Raw genomic sequence first — 14,664 nt, forward strand, 5'->3', positions numbered from 1 at the left:
TGTGCAATGGAGAAGACAGCGCTGCGGCCGTCCGCGCCGCGTTCCCCACTGAAGATCATCGGCGCCGGCTCTGCGCTCGGCGCCCCCCACCCCGGCAGCGCCGCCGCGCCCGAAGCATTGCGCCAGGGCGGGCTGGCCGAACGCCTGGCCTCGATCGGGCTCAGCGTCGAATGGAACACGACGCTCGAAGCGCCCGCCTCCGCGTCGGCCGCTGCCGGCATGGCGGCGCGCCTGCAGGCCAACGGCGACTTCGCCCGCCGCCTCGCCGACCAGGTCGCGGCGCTGCCGGCCGATGCCACCGCGCTGGTGGTCGGCGGCGACCACGCCGTCGCCACCGGCACCTGGCGCGGCATCGCCCGGCGCGCCGGGCATGCGCCCGGCCTGATCTGGGTCGATGCCCATCTCGACAGCCATACCGCCGCCACCACCCATTCCGGCAACATCCACGGCATGCCGCTGGCGGCGCTGCTGGGCGAAGGCGATCCGGCCCTGGCCGGCATCCCCGGCCCGCGGCTCGAGCCGGCACGGGTCTGCATCGTCGGCGCGCGGGCCTGGGAGGTGGAGGAACTGCAGTTGCTGCAGCGGCTCGGCGTGCGCATCTTCGACATCGCCGAGATCCGGCGGCGCGGCCTGGCGGCGGTGTTCCGCGACGCACTGACGATCGCGCGCGCGGGCGGCGGAGGTTTCGGCCTCAGCCTCGACCTCGACGCCCTCGAGCCGCGGGCCGTGCCCGCCGTGACCTGCCCGGAAGCCGGCGGCCTCGACCCCCGCGAACTTGCCGACGCCCTGCTGGCGCTGCGCGGCTGCGACGACTTCCTCGCCCTCGAGATCGTCGAATACCGCCCCGATCTCGATGCCGACGGCCGCAGCGCGCGCTGGGCGCTCGAATTCGCCGCGGCGGCGCTGGGCCCGGACGGCAGCGATCTGCGCGAGCGCGAACGGCGTCATGGCGCCGCCAACTATGCGCCGCTGCCGGTGGTGTTCCAGCGCGGCGAGGGCGTGTGGCTGTGGGACGTGGAAGGACGGCGCTACCTCGACATGATGAGCGCCTATTCGGCGGTCAGCTTCGGCCACGGCCAGCCGCGCCTGCTGCGCGCGCTGACCGAGCAGGCGCAGCGCCTGGCGCTGACTTCGCGCGCCTTTTCCAGCGACCGCCTGCCGGTCTTCCTCGAACGCCTGTGCGCCACCTTCGGCTACGAGCGTGCGCTGCCGGTCAATACCGGCCTGGAAGCCGTCGAGACGGCGCTGAAGGCGGCGCGCAAATGGGGCTACAAGGTCAAGGGCATCGCCGAGGACGAAGCCGAGATCATCGCCTGCGACGGCAATTTCCACGGCCGTTCGATCACCATCGTCGGCTTTTCCTCTCATCACCAGTACCGCGACGGCTTCGGCCCCTTCCCGCCCGGCCTGCGCCGCATCCCCTACGGCGACGCGGATGCGCTGGAAGCGGCGATCACGCCGCGCACCGCGGCTTTCCTGGTCGAGCCGATCCAGGGCGAAGGCGGCATCGTCGTGCCGCCGGCCGGTTACCTGGCGCGCTGCGCCGAGATCTGCCGCCGCCACGGCGTGCTGCTGATCGCCGACGAAGTCCAGACCGGACTCGGCCGCAGCGGCCGCTTGCTGGCCTGCGAACACGAAGGCCTGCGGCCCGACGGCCTGATCCTGGGCAAGGCGCTCGGCGGCGGCCTGCTGCCGGTCTCGGCCTTCCTCGCCGATAACGCGGTGATGGACGTGTTCCGCCCCGGCGACCACGGCTCGACTTTCGGCGGCAACCCGCTGGCGGCGGCAGTCGGCACCGAGGTACTCGCGCTGCTGGCCGAAACCCGCCCCTGGGAGGCGGCCGAACGGCTGGGCGAGGCACTGCGCACGCAACTGCGTGCCGCCGCCCTGCCCTGCGTGCATGAAGTGCGCGGCCGCGGCCTGCTGGTCGGCATCGAGCTCGACCCCGGGTTCAGCGCCGCCCATGCGGCCGAATGCCTGCTGGCACGCGGCATCGCCACCCGCGACACCAACCGCAACGTGCTGCGGCTGGCGCCGCCGCTGGTCATCGACGAAGCGGTGCTGCGCGAAGGCGCGAACGTCGTCATCGACACGCTGGCCGGCCTGCCGGGTTGACGAGGCCGGCGCGGCCATGCGGGTCCGGCACAGCAGTGCCGGCCCCCGTTGCGAGGCCGTTCCGGGAGCGTCTCCGCGCCACCTTCGGCGCATCCCGTCCCGCCCCTTGCGGGGCGCTGCTGCACGACAACCGGAACAGTGCAAAATTGCACTGCAACATGCGCCCGATTCGTTGCTAGAATCCGCCGGCTTCGCCGTCGTCGCCCCCTTGCCCCTGGCCCCTCTACCCGCCGCCTGGAGACGCCCAACATGATGCTCTGGCTCGTTGTCGCCTACCTGGTCGTGTCCATCGCGATCGGGCTCGTCGCCGCCACCCGGGTACACAACACCCGGGACTACGTCACCGCCGGCCGCAACCTGCCGATGGTGGTGGTGCTGGCGATGGTGTTCGCGACCTGGTTCGGCGCCGAAACGGTGCTCGGCATCTCGGCCACCTTTCTCGAGGAAGGCTTTCGCGGCCTGATCTCCGACCCGCTCGGCGCCTCGGTGTGCCTGATGCTGTTCGGCCTCGTCTTCGCCCGCCCGCTGTACCGGCTGAACCTGCTGACGCTGGGCGACTTCTTCCGCATGCGCTACAACCGCACGACCGAGTTGGTGCTGTCGATCTGCATCGTGCTGTCCTACCTGGGCTGGGTCGCGGCGCAGATCACCGCGCTGGGGCTGGTGTTCAACGTGCTGTCGGCGGACGCCGTATCGATGAACCAGGGCATGCTGATCGGCGCCTCGGTGGTGCTGCTCTACACCTTGTTCGGCGGCATGTGGTCGGTGGCGGTGACCACTTTCGTGCAGATGATCGTCATCGTCCTCGGCCTGCTCTACGTCACCTGGCTCGCCGGCGACATGGCGGGCGGCTTCGAGGTCGTGGTGTCGCAGGCAGCCGCCGAAGGCAAGCTCGACTTCCTGCCGACGCTGGACATGCTCGACATCATCGGCTGGATCGCCGCCTTCGTCACCATGGCGCTGGGCTCGATCCCGCAGCAGGACGTGTTCCAGCGCGTGAACTCGTCGAAGAACGAGTTCGTCGCGGTCTGGGCCACCACGCTAGGCGGTGCCGGCTATTTCTTCTTCGCCGCGGTGCCGCTGTTCCTGGCCTACACCGCCAACATCATCGACCCGGCGATGGTCGAACGCCTGATGGAGCAGGATTCCCAGCTCATTTTGCCGACCCTGGTGCTGCAGTACATGCCCTTCTACGCCCAGGTGATCTTCTTCGGCGCGCTGCTGTCGGTGATCATGAGCACGGCTTCCGGCACGCTGCTGGCGCCGTCGGTGACCTTCACCGAGAACGTGCTGCGCGGCTTCATCCCGGGCATGAAGGACCACCAGTTCCTGTGGAGCACCCGCATCACCATCACCGTATTCGCCGCGCTGGTGACCTGGTACGCGACCAGCACCGACGCATCGATCCATCACATGGTCGAGAACGCCTATCGCGTGACGCTGGCCGGCGCCTTCGTGCCGCTGGCCGCCGGCCTGTTCTGGAAGCGGGCCAACAACCTCGGCGCGGCGCTGGCGATCGGCTTCGGCCTGGGCACCTGGATCCTGTGCGAGATCTTCGTCGCCGAAGGCGACATCGAACCGCAGCTCTACGGCCTGTTCGCCAGCGCCCTCGGCATGCTGATCGGCGGCCATGTCGGCCCGCGCCCGGCGCCCGGCGTGCATCGCGCCACGCACTGAGCGAAACCGCGGGCAGCGCGGGAACGGCGCCCCCTCGCCGGCGCTGCCGGCGCCCGGCTTTGATGGTGATCAACGAACGGCCCGCCCCCTCGTCTAAGGTGGCGGAGTTTTTCCCGTTCCGGACACCATCATCGTGCCTGCCCCGATCGAGCTCGTCTGCCCCGCCGGCAGCCTGCCGGCCCTCAAGACCGCCGTCGACCACGGTGCCGACTGCGTCTATCTCGGCTTCAAGGATGCGACCAACGCGCGCAACTTCACCGGCCTGAACTTCGACCCGCCGCAGATGCGCGAAGGCGTCGCCTATGCCCACGCCCGCGGCCGCAAGGTGTTGCTGGCGCTCAATACCTACCCGCAGGCGGACAACTGGCCGAGCTGGACCCTGGCCATCGACCGCGCCGCCGAGTTCGGCGTCGACGCGCTGATCCTGGCCGATCCCGGGCTGATGGACTACGCCACCCGCACCCATCCGCAACTACGCCTGCACCTGTCGGTGCAGGGCTCGGCCACCAGCTACGAGGCGGTCAACTGGTATCACGAGCGCTTCGGCATCCGCCGCGCGGTGCTGCCGCGGGTGCTGTCGCTGGCCCAGGTCGCCCACGTCGTCGCCAACACGCCGGTAGAGATCGAAGTCTTCGGCTTCGGCGGCCTGTGCGTGATGGTCGAAGGCCGCTGCGCGCTGTCGGCCTACGCCACCGGCGAATCGCCCAACTGCAACGGCGCCTGCTCGCCCGGCAAGCACGTGCGCTGGGAAGAGACCCCGAAAGGCATGGAAACCCGCCTCAACGGCATCCTGATCGACCGCTTCGCCGACGGCGAGCGCGCCGGCTACCCGACGCTGTGCAAGGGCCGCTTCGAGGTCAACGACGAGACCTACTACGCGCTCGAGGAGCCGACCAGCCTCAACACGCTGGAACTGCTGCCCGAGCTGGCGCGCATCGGCATCCGCGCGATCAAGATCGAAGGCCGCCAGCGCAGCCCGGCCTACGTCGCCCAGGTCACCCAGGTGTGGCGCGCCGCGCTCGACAGACTCGCCGCCGGCGGCGCCGACGCCTTCAGCGTGCTGCCGGGCTGGATGGCCGAACTCAACAAGGTATCCGAAGGCCAGAGCCACACGCTCGGCGCCTACTACCGTCCGTGGAAATGATGGAAACCCGCCCGATGAAACTCGCCCTCGGCCCCCTGCTCTACTACTGGCCGCGCCAGAGCGTGCTCGACTTCTACGCCGACATCGCCGACAGTCCGGTCGACAGCGTCTATCTCGGCGAAACCGTCTGCTCGCGCCGCCACGAACTGCGCCTCGACGACTGGCTCGAAGTCGGCGACATGCTGGCCACCGCCGGCAAGGAGGTGGTCATCAGCACCCAGGGCCTGATCGAATCCGAATCCGACCTCAAGGTGCTGCGCCGCATCGTCCGCCAAAGCGCCGAAGACCGGCCCGGCTTCCGCGTCGAAGCCAACGACATCGGCGCGGTACGACTGCTCGGCGAAGCCGGCGCCACTGATTGGGTCGCCGGCCCGACGCTGAACATCTTCAACCCGGCGACGCTGCAGTTGATGATCGACGCCGGCGCCACGCGCTGGGCGGTCGCGCCCGAGATGTCGGGGGCTGCGCTCGCCGCCGTGCGCGCCGCGCTCGCCGCAGCGATCGAGACCGAAGTCTTCGCCTACGGCCGCCTGCCGCTGGCGCATTCGGCACGCTGCTTCACCGCGCGCCACTTCAACCTGCAGAAGGACACCTGCGAATTTCGCTGCCTGGCCATCATGGACGGCATCACGCTGCGCACTCGCGAGGGCGAGCCCTTCCTGACCCTGAACGGCGTGCAGACCCAGTCCGCCCGCGTGCACAACCTGCTCGGCGACCTGCCGGCGGTACGGCAGAACGCCGAAGTGCTGCGCATCAGCCCGCAAGGCACGGACACCCGCCGCATCGTCGAGCTGTTCCGCGCCGCCCTCGACGGCACACAGACACCGGCCGCCGCGCTCGCCGCCAGCCGCGAACTGATGGTGGAAGCCCCGTGCAACGGCTTCTGGCACGGCCGCGCCGGCGCCGAGCAGTACGTGGCGGCCTGAGCCCCTCGATGGCCAGCCTCCTGTCGAGGAATTGCCGCACCGGGCCCGCGGCTCCCGCGCAAGCGGAAACCGCCTCGCTCGCCTGACGCCATTCTCGTTTCGCCCATCCGGAGTCCGAACATGCCCGCCCTGCCTTCCCTGCCCTTCCCGCCGCCATCCGTGCTGCTGCCCGGCAGCCTGCGCCGCCGCATCGGCGAGCGCCTGGCGCACTTCCGCGTGCCGGATTTCACCGTGCCCGCGCCGCTGGCGAAACTGGCCGGGCGCCTGCCGCAGCAGCCGCCCACCCTGGCATTGACGCTGGCGCTGAACCTCGCACTCGACCGCATCCTGCCGCGCGATACGCTGGCGCCGCTGAGCGGCCGCCACCTGCAGATGCGTGTGCTCGATGCCGGCCTCAGGCTCGATTTCACGCTGGCCGACAAAGGCTTCCAACGCGCCGCGCCGGCTGCCGGCGACGGCAAGCCCGATCTGGTCATCTCCGCCACCACGCGCGACTTCATCGCCCTGGCCCTGCGCGAGGAAGACCCCGACACGCTGTTCTTCAGCCGCCGCCTGCGCATGGAAGGCGATACCGAGCTGGGCCTGCTGGTCAAGAACACGCTCGATGCGGTCGACTGGGACGCGCTGAAGGCGAAGCTGGGCCTCGGTCGCTGACGCACCGACGAGCATCCATAACCGCGACTTCAGCCGGGGGCGCCGAGCCGGGGGCGCCGAGCGGGGGGCGCCGAGCCGCGCAAGCGGGCCGCAGACCGGCCCCGTTTGGGAAAGGGCGCTGTCGCACCCATTCGCGACTGAAGTCGCGCCTGCCGAAAACTCGGCTGTCGGCGAGGATGCCTGGTGATCCACGAATCGATGATGGCCTCTCGCAAACGGCGGCGGCGATTGGGGTGGCAGGCGAGCCGGCAGCATCTGCGTTAAGCTTGCGCCCCCCGCTTCGCTGCCGCGCCCGCGCCATGCCCCGCCCGCCCGAATCCACCCCGCCCGCCACCTCTTCACGGCCCGCATCTGCGCCGCCATCCGAGTTCGACCTGATCCGGCGGCATTTCAGCCGCGGCACGCGGCATACCGATCTCGCCGGCGGCGACGATGCGGCGCTGCTGCGCGCACGGCCGGGCATGCAACTGGCCGTGTCGACCGACATGCTGGTGTCCGGCACGCACTTCTTCGCCGACACCGACCCGCAGGACCTCGGCTGGAAGACGCTGGCGGTCAATGTGTCCGACCTCGCCGCGATGGGCGCGGAACCGCGCTGGGCCTTCCTCGCGCTGGCGCTGCCGGCGGCCGACGAGGACTGGATCGCCGCCTTCGCGCGCGGCTTTTACGCCTGCGCCGACGCTTTCGGCGTGGACCTGGCCGGCGGCGACACCACCCGCGGGCCGCTGAACCTGTCCGTCACGATCATCGGCGAAGTGCCGGCGGGCGCAGCGATCGGCCGCGCCGGCGCCCGCGCCGGCGACGACTTGTGGGTTTCGGGCCAGCCCGGCCTGGCTGCGCTCGGCCTCGCTGCGCTGCGCGGCGAAGTCGATCTGAACCAGCCCAACCGCCCAGGCTGCATCGCCGCGCTGCAGCGCCCGCAGCCGCGCGTGGCGCTGGGGCTGGCCCTGCGCGGGCTGGCCGGCGCGATGCTCGACGTCTCCGACGGCCTGCTCGGCGACCTGGCCCACATCCTGGCGCAGTCGGGCGCCGGCGCCGTCGTCGATAGCGCGGCCCTGCCGCTGGCGGCGCTGCTCGCGGCCGGCGCGCCCGCGGACAAGGCCCGCGCCTGCCTGCTGGCGGGCGGCGACGACTACGAACTGCTATTCACCGCAGCGGCCGCCGCGCGCACCGACATCGACGCGCTGTCGCGCCGGCTCGCGCTGCCGCTGCACCGCATCGGCCGGATCACCGACCGGGCGGGCGAATGCCTGCTGCGCACGGCCGACGGCGAGGAGCAGATCCTGCACCCGAACGGCTACGATCACTTCGCATGAACATCGCTGCCGCCGTCACGTCCGTTCTTCTGCACACCCCATCTTCCGGAGCGAGCCGATGCGCCCCACTCTGAAACTGATGATGAGCCACCCCGCCCACTTCATCTCGCTCGGCTTCGGCTCCGGCCTGTCGCCATGGGCGCCGGGCACGGTGGGTACGCTGCTGGGCTGGGCGCTGTATCCGCTGCTCAGCGCGCCGCTGTCGGAATTCGTCTTCCTGGCCCTGCTCGCCAGCCTGTTCATCGCCGGCGTGCTCGCCGCCGAACGCACCGGCCGCGCGCTCGGCGTGCCCGACCACGGCGGCATCGTCTGGGACGAGATGGTGGCGATCTGGCTGGTGCTGGCGTTCACGCCGGCGACGCTGGGCTGGCAGGCAGCCGCGGTGGCCCTGTTCCGCTTCTTCGACATCGTCAAGCCGCCGCCGGTACGCTGGGCCGACCGCAGCTTCAAGGGCGGCTTCGGCGTGATGTTCGACGACATCATCGCCGCCGGCTACACCCTGCTCGTGCTGGCCATCCTGGTCCAGCTGTTCGGCCGCTGACCGGCCCCAGCCCCCCTTCAGCACACATGCGAACGATGGATAGCGAACTGAACGAACTCTCGGCCACGGCCGGTGCCGCGCTGGCCGCGCGGGGCTGGCTGCTGGCCACCGCGGAATCCTGCACCGGCGGCTGGATCGCGGCGACCGTCACCGCCACCAGCGGCAGCTCGGCCTGGTTCGACCGCGGCTTCATCACCTATTCCAACGCGGCCAAGACCGACATGCTGGGGGTCCGCACCAAGACGCTCGAAACGCACGGCGCCGTCAGCGAGGCGACCGTCACCGAAATGGCGGAAGGCGCGCTGGCCCGCAGCACGGCAGACGTCGCGATCGCCGTGTCCGGCGTCGCCGGCCCCGGCGGCGGCACGCCGGCAAAGCCCGTCGGCATGGTGTGCGTGGCCTGGGCGCGGCGCGGCGCGGCCACGCTGGTGCAGACGCTGCAACTGGCCGGCGACCGCGAGGCAGTGCGGCGCCAGACCGTCATCCAGGCGCTGCGCCGCTTGATCGCACTGGCTGGCGCGGATATTGCGTGACATATTTGCTGTATATAAATACAGATGCTAAGCTGACGCTGTCAGAGACCTTGTTCTCACGGCTGCGGCAGTTCGCCGCCGAAAATCCCTGCAAGCTCTGTGCCATAATCAGCCCATCACTCAGGAAAAGTTTTCATGGACGACAACAAGGCCAAGGCACTCGCCGCCGCGCTCTCGCAGATCGAAAAGCAGTTCGGCAAGGGTTCGATCATGCGCATGGGCGACGGCAACGTCGAGCGCGACATCCAGACCGTCTCCACCGGCTCGCTCGGCCTCGACATCGCGCTCGGCCTCGGCGGCCTGCCGCGCGGCCGCGTGGTCGAGATCTACGGTCCTGAATCCTCCGGCAAGACCACGCTGACGCTGCAGGTCATCGCCGAAATGCAGAAGCTCGGCGGCACCGCCGCCTTCATCGACGCCGAGCACGCGCTCGACGTCGGCTATGCCGAGAAGCTCGGCGTCAACATCGAGGACCTGCTGATCTCGCAGCCCGACACCGGCGAACAGGCGCTCGAGATCGCCGACATGCTGGTGCGCTCGGGCGGCGTCGACATCGTCGTCATCGACTCGGTCGCCGCGCTGACGCCGAAGGCCGAAATCGAGGGCGAGATGGGCGACCAGTTGCCCGGCCTGCAGGCCCGCCTGATGTCGCAGGCGCTGCGCAAGCTGACCGCCAACATCAAGCGCACCAACACGCTGGTGATCTTCATCAACCAGATCCGCATGAAGATCGGCGTCATGTTCGGCAGCCCCGAGACCACCACCGGCGGCAACGCGCTGAAGTTCTACGCCTCGGTGCGCATGGACATCCGCCGCACCGGCACGATCAAGAAGGGCGACGAAGTGGTCGGCTCCGAGACCCGCGTCAAGGTCGTCAAGAACAAGGTCTCGCCGCCGTTCAAGGAAGCGCACTTCGACATCCTGTACGGCGAAGGCATTTCGCGCGAAGGCGAGATCATCGACCTCGGCGTGGTGCACAAGATCGTCGACAAGTCCGGCGCCTGGTATTCCTACAACGGCGACAAGATCGGCCAGGGCAAGGACAACTCGCGCGAGTTCCTGCGCAACAACCCGGCGCTGGCGCGCGAGATCGAGAACAAGGTCCGTGCCGCCGTCAGCCTGCCCGAGATGCCGTCGGGCGGCGCAGCCCCGGCCGTCGCGGCGGACGAGGCCTGATCGGGACGCCAGCGGCTGCCATGGCCGAACCGAGCCTGCGCGAACGCGCCCTGCGCCACCTCGCCCGCCGCGACCACTCTCGCGCCGAACTGGCGAAGAAGCTCGCGGCCCACGGCGACGAGGACGAGATCCGGGCGGTGATCGAACGCATGGGCGAGCTCGGCCTGCAGTCCGACGAGCGCTTCGCCCAGGCTTTCGTGCGCAGCAAGGCGGCGCGCTTCGGCGCCGGCCGCCTGCGCAGCGAAATGGCCCGGCGTGGCCTCGACCGTGACCTGGTCGACGAGGCAATCGCCAGCGAATGTGCAGAATCGGAATCAGAGCGTGCGCGCAGCGTGCTGCGCAGCCGCTTCACCACGCCGCCCGCCGATGCCCGCGAATGGGCGCGGCAGGCGCGCTTCCTGCAAACCCGCGGCTTCGCACCCGACCTGATCCGCAAGCTGCTGAAAGAGCCCTACGATGAGTCTGCTTAAGGTCGCTGGCCTGCAAAAGCGCTACAAGGCACGCACCGTTGTACATGACGTCGGCTTCGAAGTCGGCTCGGGCGAGGTCGTCGGCCTGCTCGGCCCCAACGGCGCGGGCAAGACCACCTGCTTCTACATGATCGTCGGCCTGGTGCGCGCCGACGGCGGCCAGATCGGCCTCGACGGCAAGGACCTGACCCACCTGCCGATCCACGCCCGGGCGCGGCTGGGCCTGTCCTACCTGCCGCAGGAAATGAGCGTGTTCCGCAAGCTCACGGTGGCCGAGAACATCCGCGCCGTGCTGGAGCTTCAGGGGCTGGAGAACCGCCAGGTGGACGAGCGCCTGCAGGAGCTGCTCGAAGAGCTCAGCATCGGCCATCTGCGCGACAACACCGCCATCTCGCTGTCGGGCGGCGAACGCCGCCGCTGCGAGATCGCCCGCGCACTGGCCACCGACCCGCGCCTGATCCTGCTCGACGAGCCTTTCGCCGGTGTCGATCCGATCGCGGTGATCGACATCCAGAAGATCATCCGCTTCCTCAAGGAACGCGGCATCGGCGTGCTGATCACCGATCACAACGTCCGCGAGACGCTCGGCATCTGCGACCGCGCCTACATCATCAGCGAAGGCCGCGTGCTCGCAAGCGGCCAGCCGGGCGAGATCATCGCCAACGAAAAAGTCCGCCAGGTCTACCTCGGCGAACATTTCCGCCTCTAGTCCAGGATGAAACCCAGTCTCCAGCTCAAGCTCTCCCAGCACCTCACGCTGACGCCGCAACTGCAACAGTCGATCAAGCTGCTGCAGTTGTCGACGATCGAGCTGAACCAGGAGATCGAACGCTTCCTGCTCGAGAACCCGATGCTGGAGCGCGAGGAGTTCGACGAACCACCGCCCAGGCTCGAGCCCTCGACCAGCACCTCGCCGGCCGAGCGCGAGCGCGAACAGCAGCGCGAAGCCGACACCGACGCGGGCGGCGACGGCGACGCCGGTGGCGCAGCCGAGCGCGAAGGCGGCGAAGAAGGCATCGACTGGTCGAACGTCGGCACCGGCGCGTCGGCCAAGCGCGACGATGACGACGACGTCGACTTCCAGGAAATCCAGGCCGCCGAGCTGTCGCTGCGCGAACACCTCGACCAGCAGGTCGCGCTGTCGCCGCTGAACGATCTCGACCGTGCGCTGGTGCGCTTCATCATCGAAGCGCTCGACGACGACGGCTACCTGTACCAGCCGCTCGAAGAGCTGCTCGAACTGCTACCGGCCGAGCTCGAGATCGACCTCGACGACCTGTCGATCGCACTGCGCCACGTGCAGCACCTCGATCCGGCAGGCATCGGCGCCCGCACGCCGCAGGAATGCCTGGCGCTGCAGTTGCGCGCGATGCCCGAAAGCTCGATCCAGATGCTGGCGCTCGAGATCGTCGATGCGCACCTCGAACTGCTGGCCGAACGCAACTTCGTCCGCCTGAAGAAGCTGACCGGCTGCAACGACGACGAACTGCGCGCCGCGCACGCCCTGATCTGCAGCCTGGACCCGCACCCCGGCCTGCGCCACTCGGCTTCCGAGACGCGCTACGTGCTGCCCGACGTCATCGTGCGCAAGGTCCGCGGCCGCTGGACCGTCAGCCTGAACCAGGAAGCGATGCCGCGCCTGCGCGTCAATCGTCTGTACGCCAGCCTGCTGCAGCAGAACAGGGGACAGGGCGGCGGGCTCACCGGCCAACTGCAGGAAGCGCGCTGGCTGATCAAGAACGTGCAGCAGCGCTTCGACACCATCCTGCGCGTGTCCCAGGCCATCGTTGACCAGCAAAGACAGTTCTTCGATCATGGTGATGTGGCGATGAGGCCACTGACCCTCCGGGAGATCGCAGACCAGCTCGAACTGCACGAATCCACCGTATCGCGCGTCACGACGCAGAAGTACATGGCGACACCGCGTGGCGTCTTCGAACTCAAGTATTTCTTCGGCAGCCACGTTTCCACCGACACCGGCGGAGCAGCTTCCTCAACGGCAATCCGCGCACTGATCCGCCAGCTGGTGGACGCAGAGGACAGGAAGAAGCCCCTGTCCGACGCACGAATTGCAGAAGTTCTGGGCCAGCAGGGTATCGTGGTCGCACGTCGCACCATCGCGAAATACCGCGAATCACTCAATATCCCGCCGGTCAGTTTGCGCAAATCGATCTGACAACAACAGGAGTTAGCATGAATCTCAACATCACCGGGCGCCACGTCGAAGTCACGCCGGCCATTCGCGACTACGTCGGCGCCAAGCTCGACCGCGTCATCCGCCACTTCGACAACGTCACCAGCGTGGCGGTGATCCTCTCCGTCGAGAAGCTGCAACAGAAGGCCGAAGTCACGCTGCACGTGCGCGGCAAGGACATCTTCGTCGAAAGCGAGGATACCGACCTGTACGCCGCCATCGACGCGATGGCCGACAAGCTCGACCGCCAGGTCCAGAAGTACAAGCAGAAAATGACCGACCACAACCACGAAGCCCTGAAGCACCAGGCGCCGCCCGAGGCCTGATCGCCCATTGCGGTTTTATGTCCGGGGTGTGGTTATAATGCGCGCGTTTTCAAGACGCGGCTTCAACGCACCCCGGTCCAACCCCGTCGCCCAGCGTGGCGCCAGCGGTAACGGCGCTGCGCAAGCTCCATAGCGAATGAGCCTGATATCTCAACTCCTGCCACTGTCGAACGTGGTGGTCGATCTGGACGCCAGCAGCAAGAAGCGCGTCTTCGAACAAGCGGGCCTGCTGTTCGAGAACAACCAGGGCATCGCCCAGAGCCTGGTGTTCGACAGCCTGTTCGCCCGCGAACGGCTCGGTTCCACCGGCCTCGGCCAGGGTATCGCGATTCCCCACGGCCGCATCAAGGGCCTCAAGGACGCGGCAGGCGCCTTCCTCCGCCTGGCGGCACCGGTGCAGTTCGACTCGCCCGACGGCAAACCGGTCAATCTGCTGTTCGTGCTGCTCGTGCCCGAGCAGGCCAACGAGACCCACCTGCAGCTGCTGTCCGAACTGGCGCAGATGTTCAGCGACCGCGAGTTCCGCGAAGCCCTGCTCGATGCGCCCGACGCCGCGCACATCCACAAGCTGTTCGGGAACTGGGGCGCCGATGAATGAGGCAGACCAGCGTCGCGCGGCTGTTCGAGGCTGAACGGGAGCTCCTTCAGCTCAGCCATGTCAGCGGACGGCTGGATGCCGTGCTGGCCGTGGCCGAGGAGCGGATCTGGCCGGCCGACCTCGTCGGCCACCTGAACCTGATCCACCCCACCCGCCTGCAGATCGTCGGCGCCGCCGAACTGGCCTGGGCCCAGCGCCAGACCACCGACAAGGTCACCCACCACCTCAACGAGATCCTGTCCAGCCAGCCGCCGGCGATCATCGTCGCCGACGGCTGCACGGTATCGAACATCATCCGCGGCGTCTGCGAAGCGCACGACGTCGCGCTATTCACCACACCCCAGCCATCGGCCAGCGTCATCGACCAGCTGCGGCTCTACCTGTCGCGCGAACTGGCCGAGAAAGCCTCGCTGCACGGCGTTTTCATGGACGTGCTCGGCGTCGGCGTACTGATCACCGGCGACTCCGGCGCCGGCAAGTCCGAGCTCGCGCTCGAACTGATCTCGCGCGGCCACGGCCTGGTCGCCGACGACGTCGTCGAGTTCGCGCGCATCGCCCCGACCGTGCTGGAAGGCCGCTGCCCGCCGATGCTGCAGGATTTCATCGAAGTCCGCGGCCTCGGCATCCTCAACATCCGCACCATCTTCGGCGAGACCGCCTGCCGCCGGAAGATGCGCCTGCGCCTGGTCTGCCACCTCGAACGCCGCCAGCCCGGCGACGGCGACCCGAGCCGGCTGCCGGTGCAGCAGGAAGTGAAGGACATCCTCGGCGTCAAGGTCACCCGCGTGGTGCTGCCCGTCGCCGCGGGCCGCAACCTCGCAGTGCTGCTCGAAGCCGCCGTGCGCTCGACCATCCTGCAGCTGCGCGGCATCGACGCGATGCAGGAGTTCATCGACCGCCAGATGCAGGCGATGAGCGCCGCCGACGGCGACGGCGCGGCGTAAGCACGCCCCCGCCGGCAAGCAGCCCGCCAGCGGTGCTATTGCCGCAGTGC

The 14,664-nt window shown here is 69.0% G+C and carries 15 protein-coding genes; all 15 read left to right on the forward strand.

Annotated elements, in window-relative coordinates; translation table 11 throughout:
* Nucleotides 1-6 precede the first annotated feature (6 nt).
* A complete protein-coding gene (gene rocD, locus AAFL97_RS18850; RefSeq protein WP_341646219.1) occupies nt 7-2,115 on the forward strand; it encodes an ornithine--oxo-acid transaminase in 2,109 nt (702 codons plus the stop codon).
* Between the two features lie 249 nt (nt 2,116-2,364).
* Nucleotides 2,365-3,792 (forward strand): sodium:solute symporter family protein, encoded by a 1,428-nt coding sequence (locus AAFL97_RS18855; protein ID WP_341646220.1) that lies wholly within the window; start codon nt 2,365-2,367, stop codon nt 3,790-3,792.
* Nucleotides 3,793-3,919: 127 nt separating this feature from the next.
* Nucleotides 3,920-4,936, forward strand: a complete 1,017-nt coding sequence (gene ubiU / locus AAFL97_RS18860) for a ubiquinone anaerobic biosynthesis protein UbiU (RefSeq protein ID WP_341647200.1) — start codon at nt 3,920-3,922, stop codon at nt 4,934-4,936.
* Between the two features lie 14 nt (nt 4,937-4,950).
* On the forward strand, nt 4,951-5,862 hold the full coding sequence (locus AAFL97_RS18865) for a U32 family peptidase (protein WP_341646221.1): 912 nt from the start codon (nt 4,951-4,953) through the stop codon (nt 5,860-5,862).
* A gap of 120 nt (nt 5,863-5,982) precedes the next feature.
* Nucleotides 5,983-6,516 carry a ubiquinone anaerobic biosynthesis accessory factor UbiT gene (gene ubiT / locus AAFL97_RS18870; RefSeq protein WP_341646222.1) on the forward strand — a complete coding sequence of 178 codons (534 nt, stop codon included), beginning with the start codon at nt 5,983-5,985 and terminating at the stop codon, nt 6,514-6,516.
* A 299-nt stretch (nt 6,517-6,815) separates the two neighbouring features.
* Nucleotides 6,816-7,832 carry a thiamine-phosphate kinase gene (gene thiL, locus AAFL97_RS18875; protein WP_341646223.1) on the forward strand — a complete coding sequence of 339 codons (1,017 nt, stop codon included), beginning with the start codon at nt 6,816-6,818 and terminating at the stop codon, nt 7,830-7,832.
* 58 nt (nt 7,833-7,890) lie between these two features.
* The gene (locus AAFL97_RS18880; RefSeq protein ID WP_341646224.1) at nt 7,891-8,373 is read left to right on the forward strand and encodes a phosphatidylglycerophosphatase A family protein; all 483 of its coding nucleotides are present in this window, start codon (nt 7,891-7,893) and stop codon (nt 8,371-8,373) included.
* Between the two features lie 35 nt (nt 8,374-8,408).
* Nucleotides 8,409-8,906, forward strand: a complete 498-nt coding sequence (locus tag AAFL97_RS18885; protein WP_341646225.1) for a CinA family protein — start codon at nt 8,409-8,411, stop codon at nt 8,904-8,906.
* 135 nt (nt 8,907-9,041) lie between these two features.
* Nucleotides 9,042-10,082, forward strand: coding sequence for a recombinase RecA (recA, locus tag AAFL97_RS18890; protein ID WP_341646226.1), 1,041 nt, complete (start codon nt 9,042-9,044; stop codon nt 10,080-10,082).
* 20 nt (nt 10,083-10,102) lie between these two features.
* Nucleotides 10,103-10,552, forward strand: a complete 450-nt coding sequence (gene recX, locus AAFL97_RS18895; RefSeq protein WP_341646227.1) for a recombination regulator RecX — start codon at nt 10,103-10,105, stop codon at nt 10,550-10,552.
* Nucleotides 10,539-11,261 (forward strand): LPS export ABC transporter ATP-binding protein, encoded by a 723-nt coding sequence (gene lptB, locus AAFL97_RS18900; protein ID WP_341646228.1) that lies wholly within the window; start codon nt 10,539-10,541, stop codon nt 11,259-11,261. Before recX ends, lptB begins: the two co-directional genes overlap by 14 nt.
* A 6-nt stretch (nt 11,262-11,267) precedes the next feature.
* Nucleotides 11,268-12,728 carry an RNA polymerase factor sigma-54 gene (locus AAFL97_RS18905; RefSeq protein ID WP_341646229.1) on the forward strand — a complete coding sequence of 487 codons (1,461 nt, stop codon included), beginning with the start codon at nt 11,268-11,270 and terminating at the stop codon, nt 12,726-12,728.
* Between the two features lie 17 nt (nt 12,729-12,745).
* Nucleotides 12,746-13,072, forward strand: a complete 327-nt coding sequence (gene hpf, locus AAFL97_RS18910; RefSeq protein WP_263460600.1) for a ribosome hibernation-promoting factor, HPF/YfiA family — start codon at nt 12,746-12,748, stop codon at nt 13,070-13,072.
* 136 nt (nt 13,073-13,208) lie between these two features.
* The gene (gene ptsN / locus AAFL97_RS18915) at nt 13,209-13,670 is read left to right on the forward strand and encodes a PTS IIA-like nitrogen regulatory protein PtsN (protein WP_445954507.1); all 462 of its coding nucleotides are present in this window, start codon (nt 13,209-13,211) and stop codon (nt 13,668-13,670) included.
* Nucleotides 13,667-14,614, forward strand: coding sequence for an HPr(Ser) kinase/phosphatase (gene hprK, locus AAFL97_RS18920; protein WP_445954508.1), 948 nt, complete (start codon nt 13,667-13,669; stop codon nt 14,612-14,614). The genes ptsN and hprK overlap by 4 nt, the downstream gene beginning before the upstream one ends.
* Nucleotides 14,615-14,664 lie beyond the last annotated feature (50 nt).

Origin of the sequence: Thauera sp. SDU_THAU2, assembly GCF_038260575.1 — a bacterium.
Taxonomy (GTDB): Bacteria; Pseudomonadota; Gammaproteobacteria; order Burkholderiales; family Rhodocyclaceae; genus Thauera.

Coding starts and splice junctions, on each gene's coding strand:
- AAFL97_RS18880 (WP_341646224.1), top strand. CDS start 7,891: ATGCGCCCCACTCTGAAACTGATGATGAGCCACCCCGCCCACTTCATC.
- AAFL97_RS18905 (WP_341646229.1), top strand. CDS start 11,268: ATGAAACCCAGTCTCCAGCTCAAGCTCTCCCAGCACCTCACGCTGACG.
- ptsN (WP_445954507.1), top strand. CDS start 13,209: ATGAGCCTGATATCTCAACTCCTGCCACTGTCGAACGTGGTGGTCGAT.
- rocD (WP_341646219.1), top strand. CDS start 7: ATGGAGAAGACAGCGCTGCGGCCGTCCGCGCCGCGTTCCCCACTGAAG.
- hprK (WP_445954508.1), top strand. CDS start 13,667: ATGAGGCAGACCAGCGTCGCGCGGCTGTTCGAGGCTGAACGGGAGCTC.
- AAFL97_RS18855 (WP_341646220.1), top strand. CDS start 2,365: ATGATGCTCTGGCTCGTTGTCGCCTACCTGGTCGTGTCCATCGCGATC.
- hpf (WP_263460600.1), top strand. CDS start 12,746: ATGAATCTCAACATCACCGGGCGCCACGTCGAAGTCACGCCGGCCATT.
- AAFL97_RS18865 (WP_341646221.1), top strand. CDS start 4,951: ATGAAACTCGCCCTCGGCCCCCTGCTCTACTACTGGCCGCGCCAGAGC.
- recX (WP_341646227.1), top strand. CDS start 10,103: ATGGCCGAACCGAGCCTGCGCGAACGCGCCCTGCGCCACCTCGCCCGC.
- lptB (WP_341646228.1), top strand. CDS start 10,539: ATGAGTCTGCTTAAGGTCGCTGGCCTGCAAAAGCGCTACAAGGCACGC.
- thiL (WP_341646223.1), top strand. CDS start 6,816: ATGCCCCGCCCGCCCGAATCCACCCCGCCCGCCACCTCTTCACGGCCC.
- AAFL97_RS18885 (WP_341646225.1), top strand. CDS start 8,409: ATGGATAGCGAACTGAACGAACTCTCGGCCACGGCCGGTGCCGCGCTG.
- ubiT (WP_341646222.1), top strand. CDS start 5,983: ATGCCCGCCCTGCCTTCCCTGCCCTTCCCGCCGCCATCCGTGCTGCTG.
- recA (WP_341646226.1), top strand. CDS start 9,042: ATGGACGACAACAAGGCCAAGGCACTCGCCGCCGCGCTCTCGCAGATC.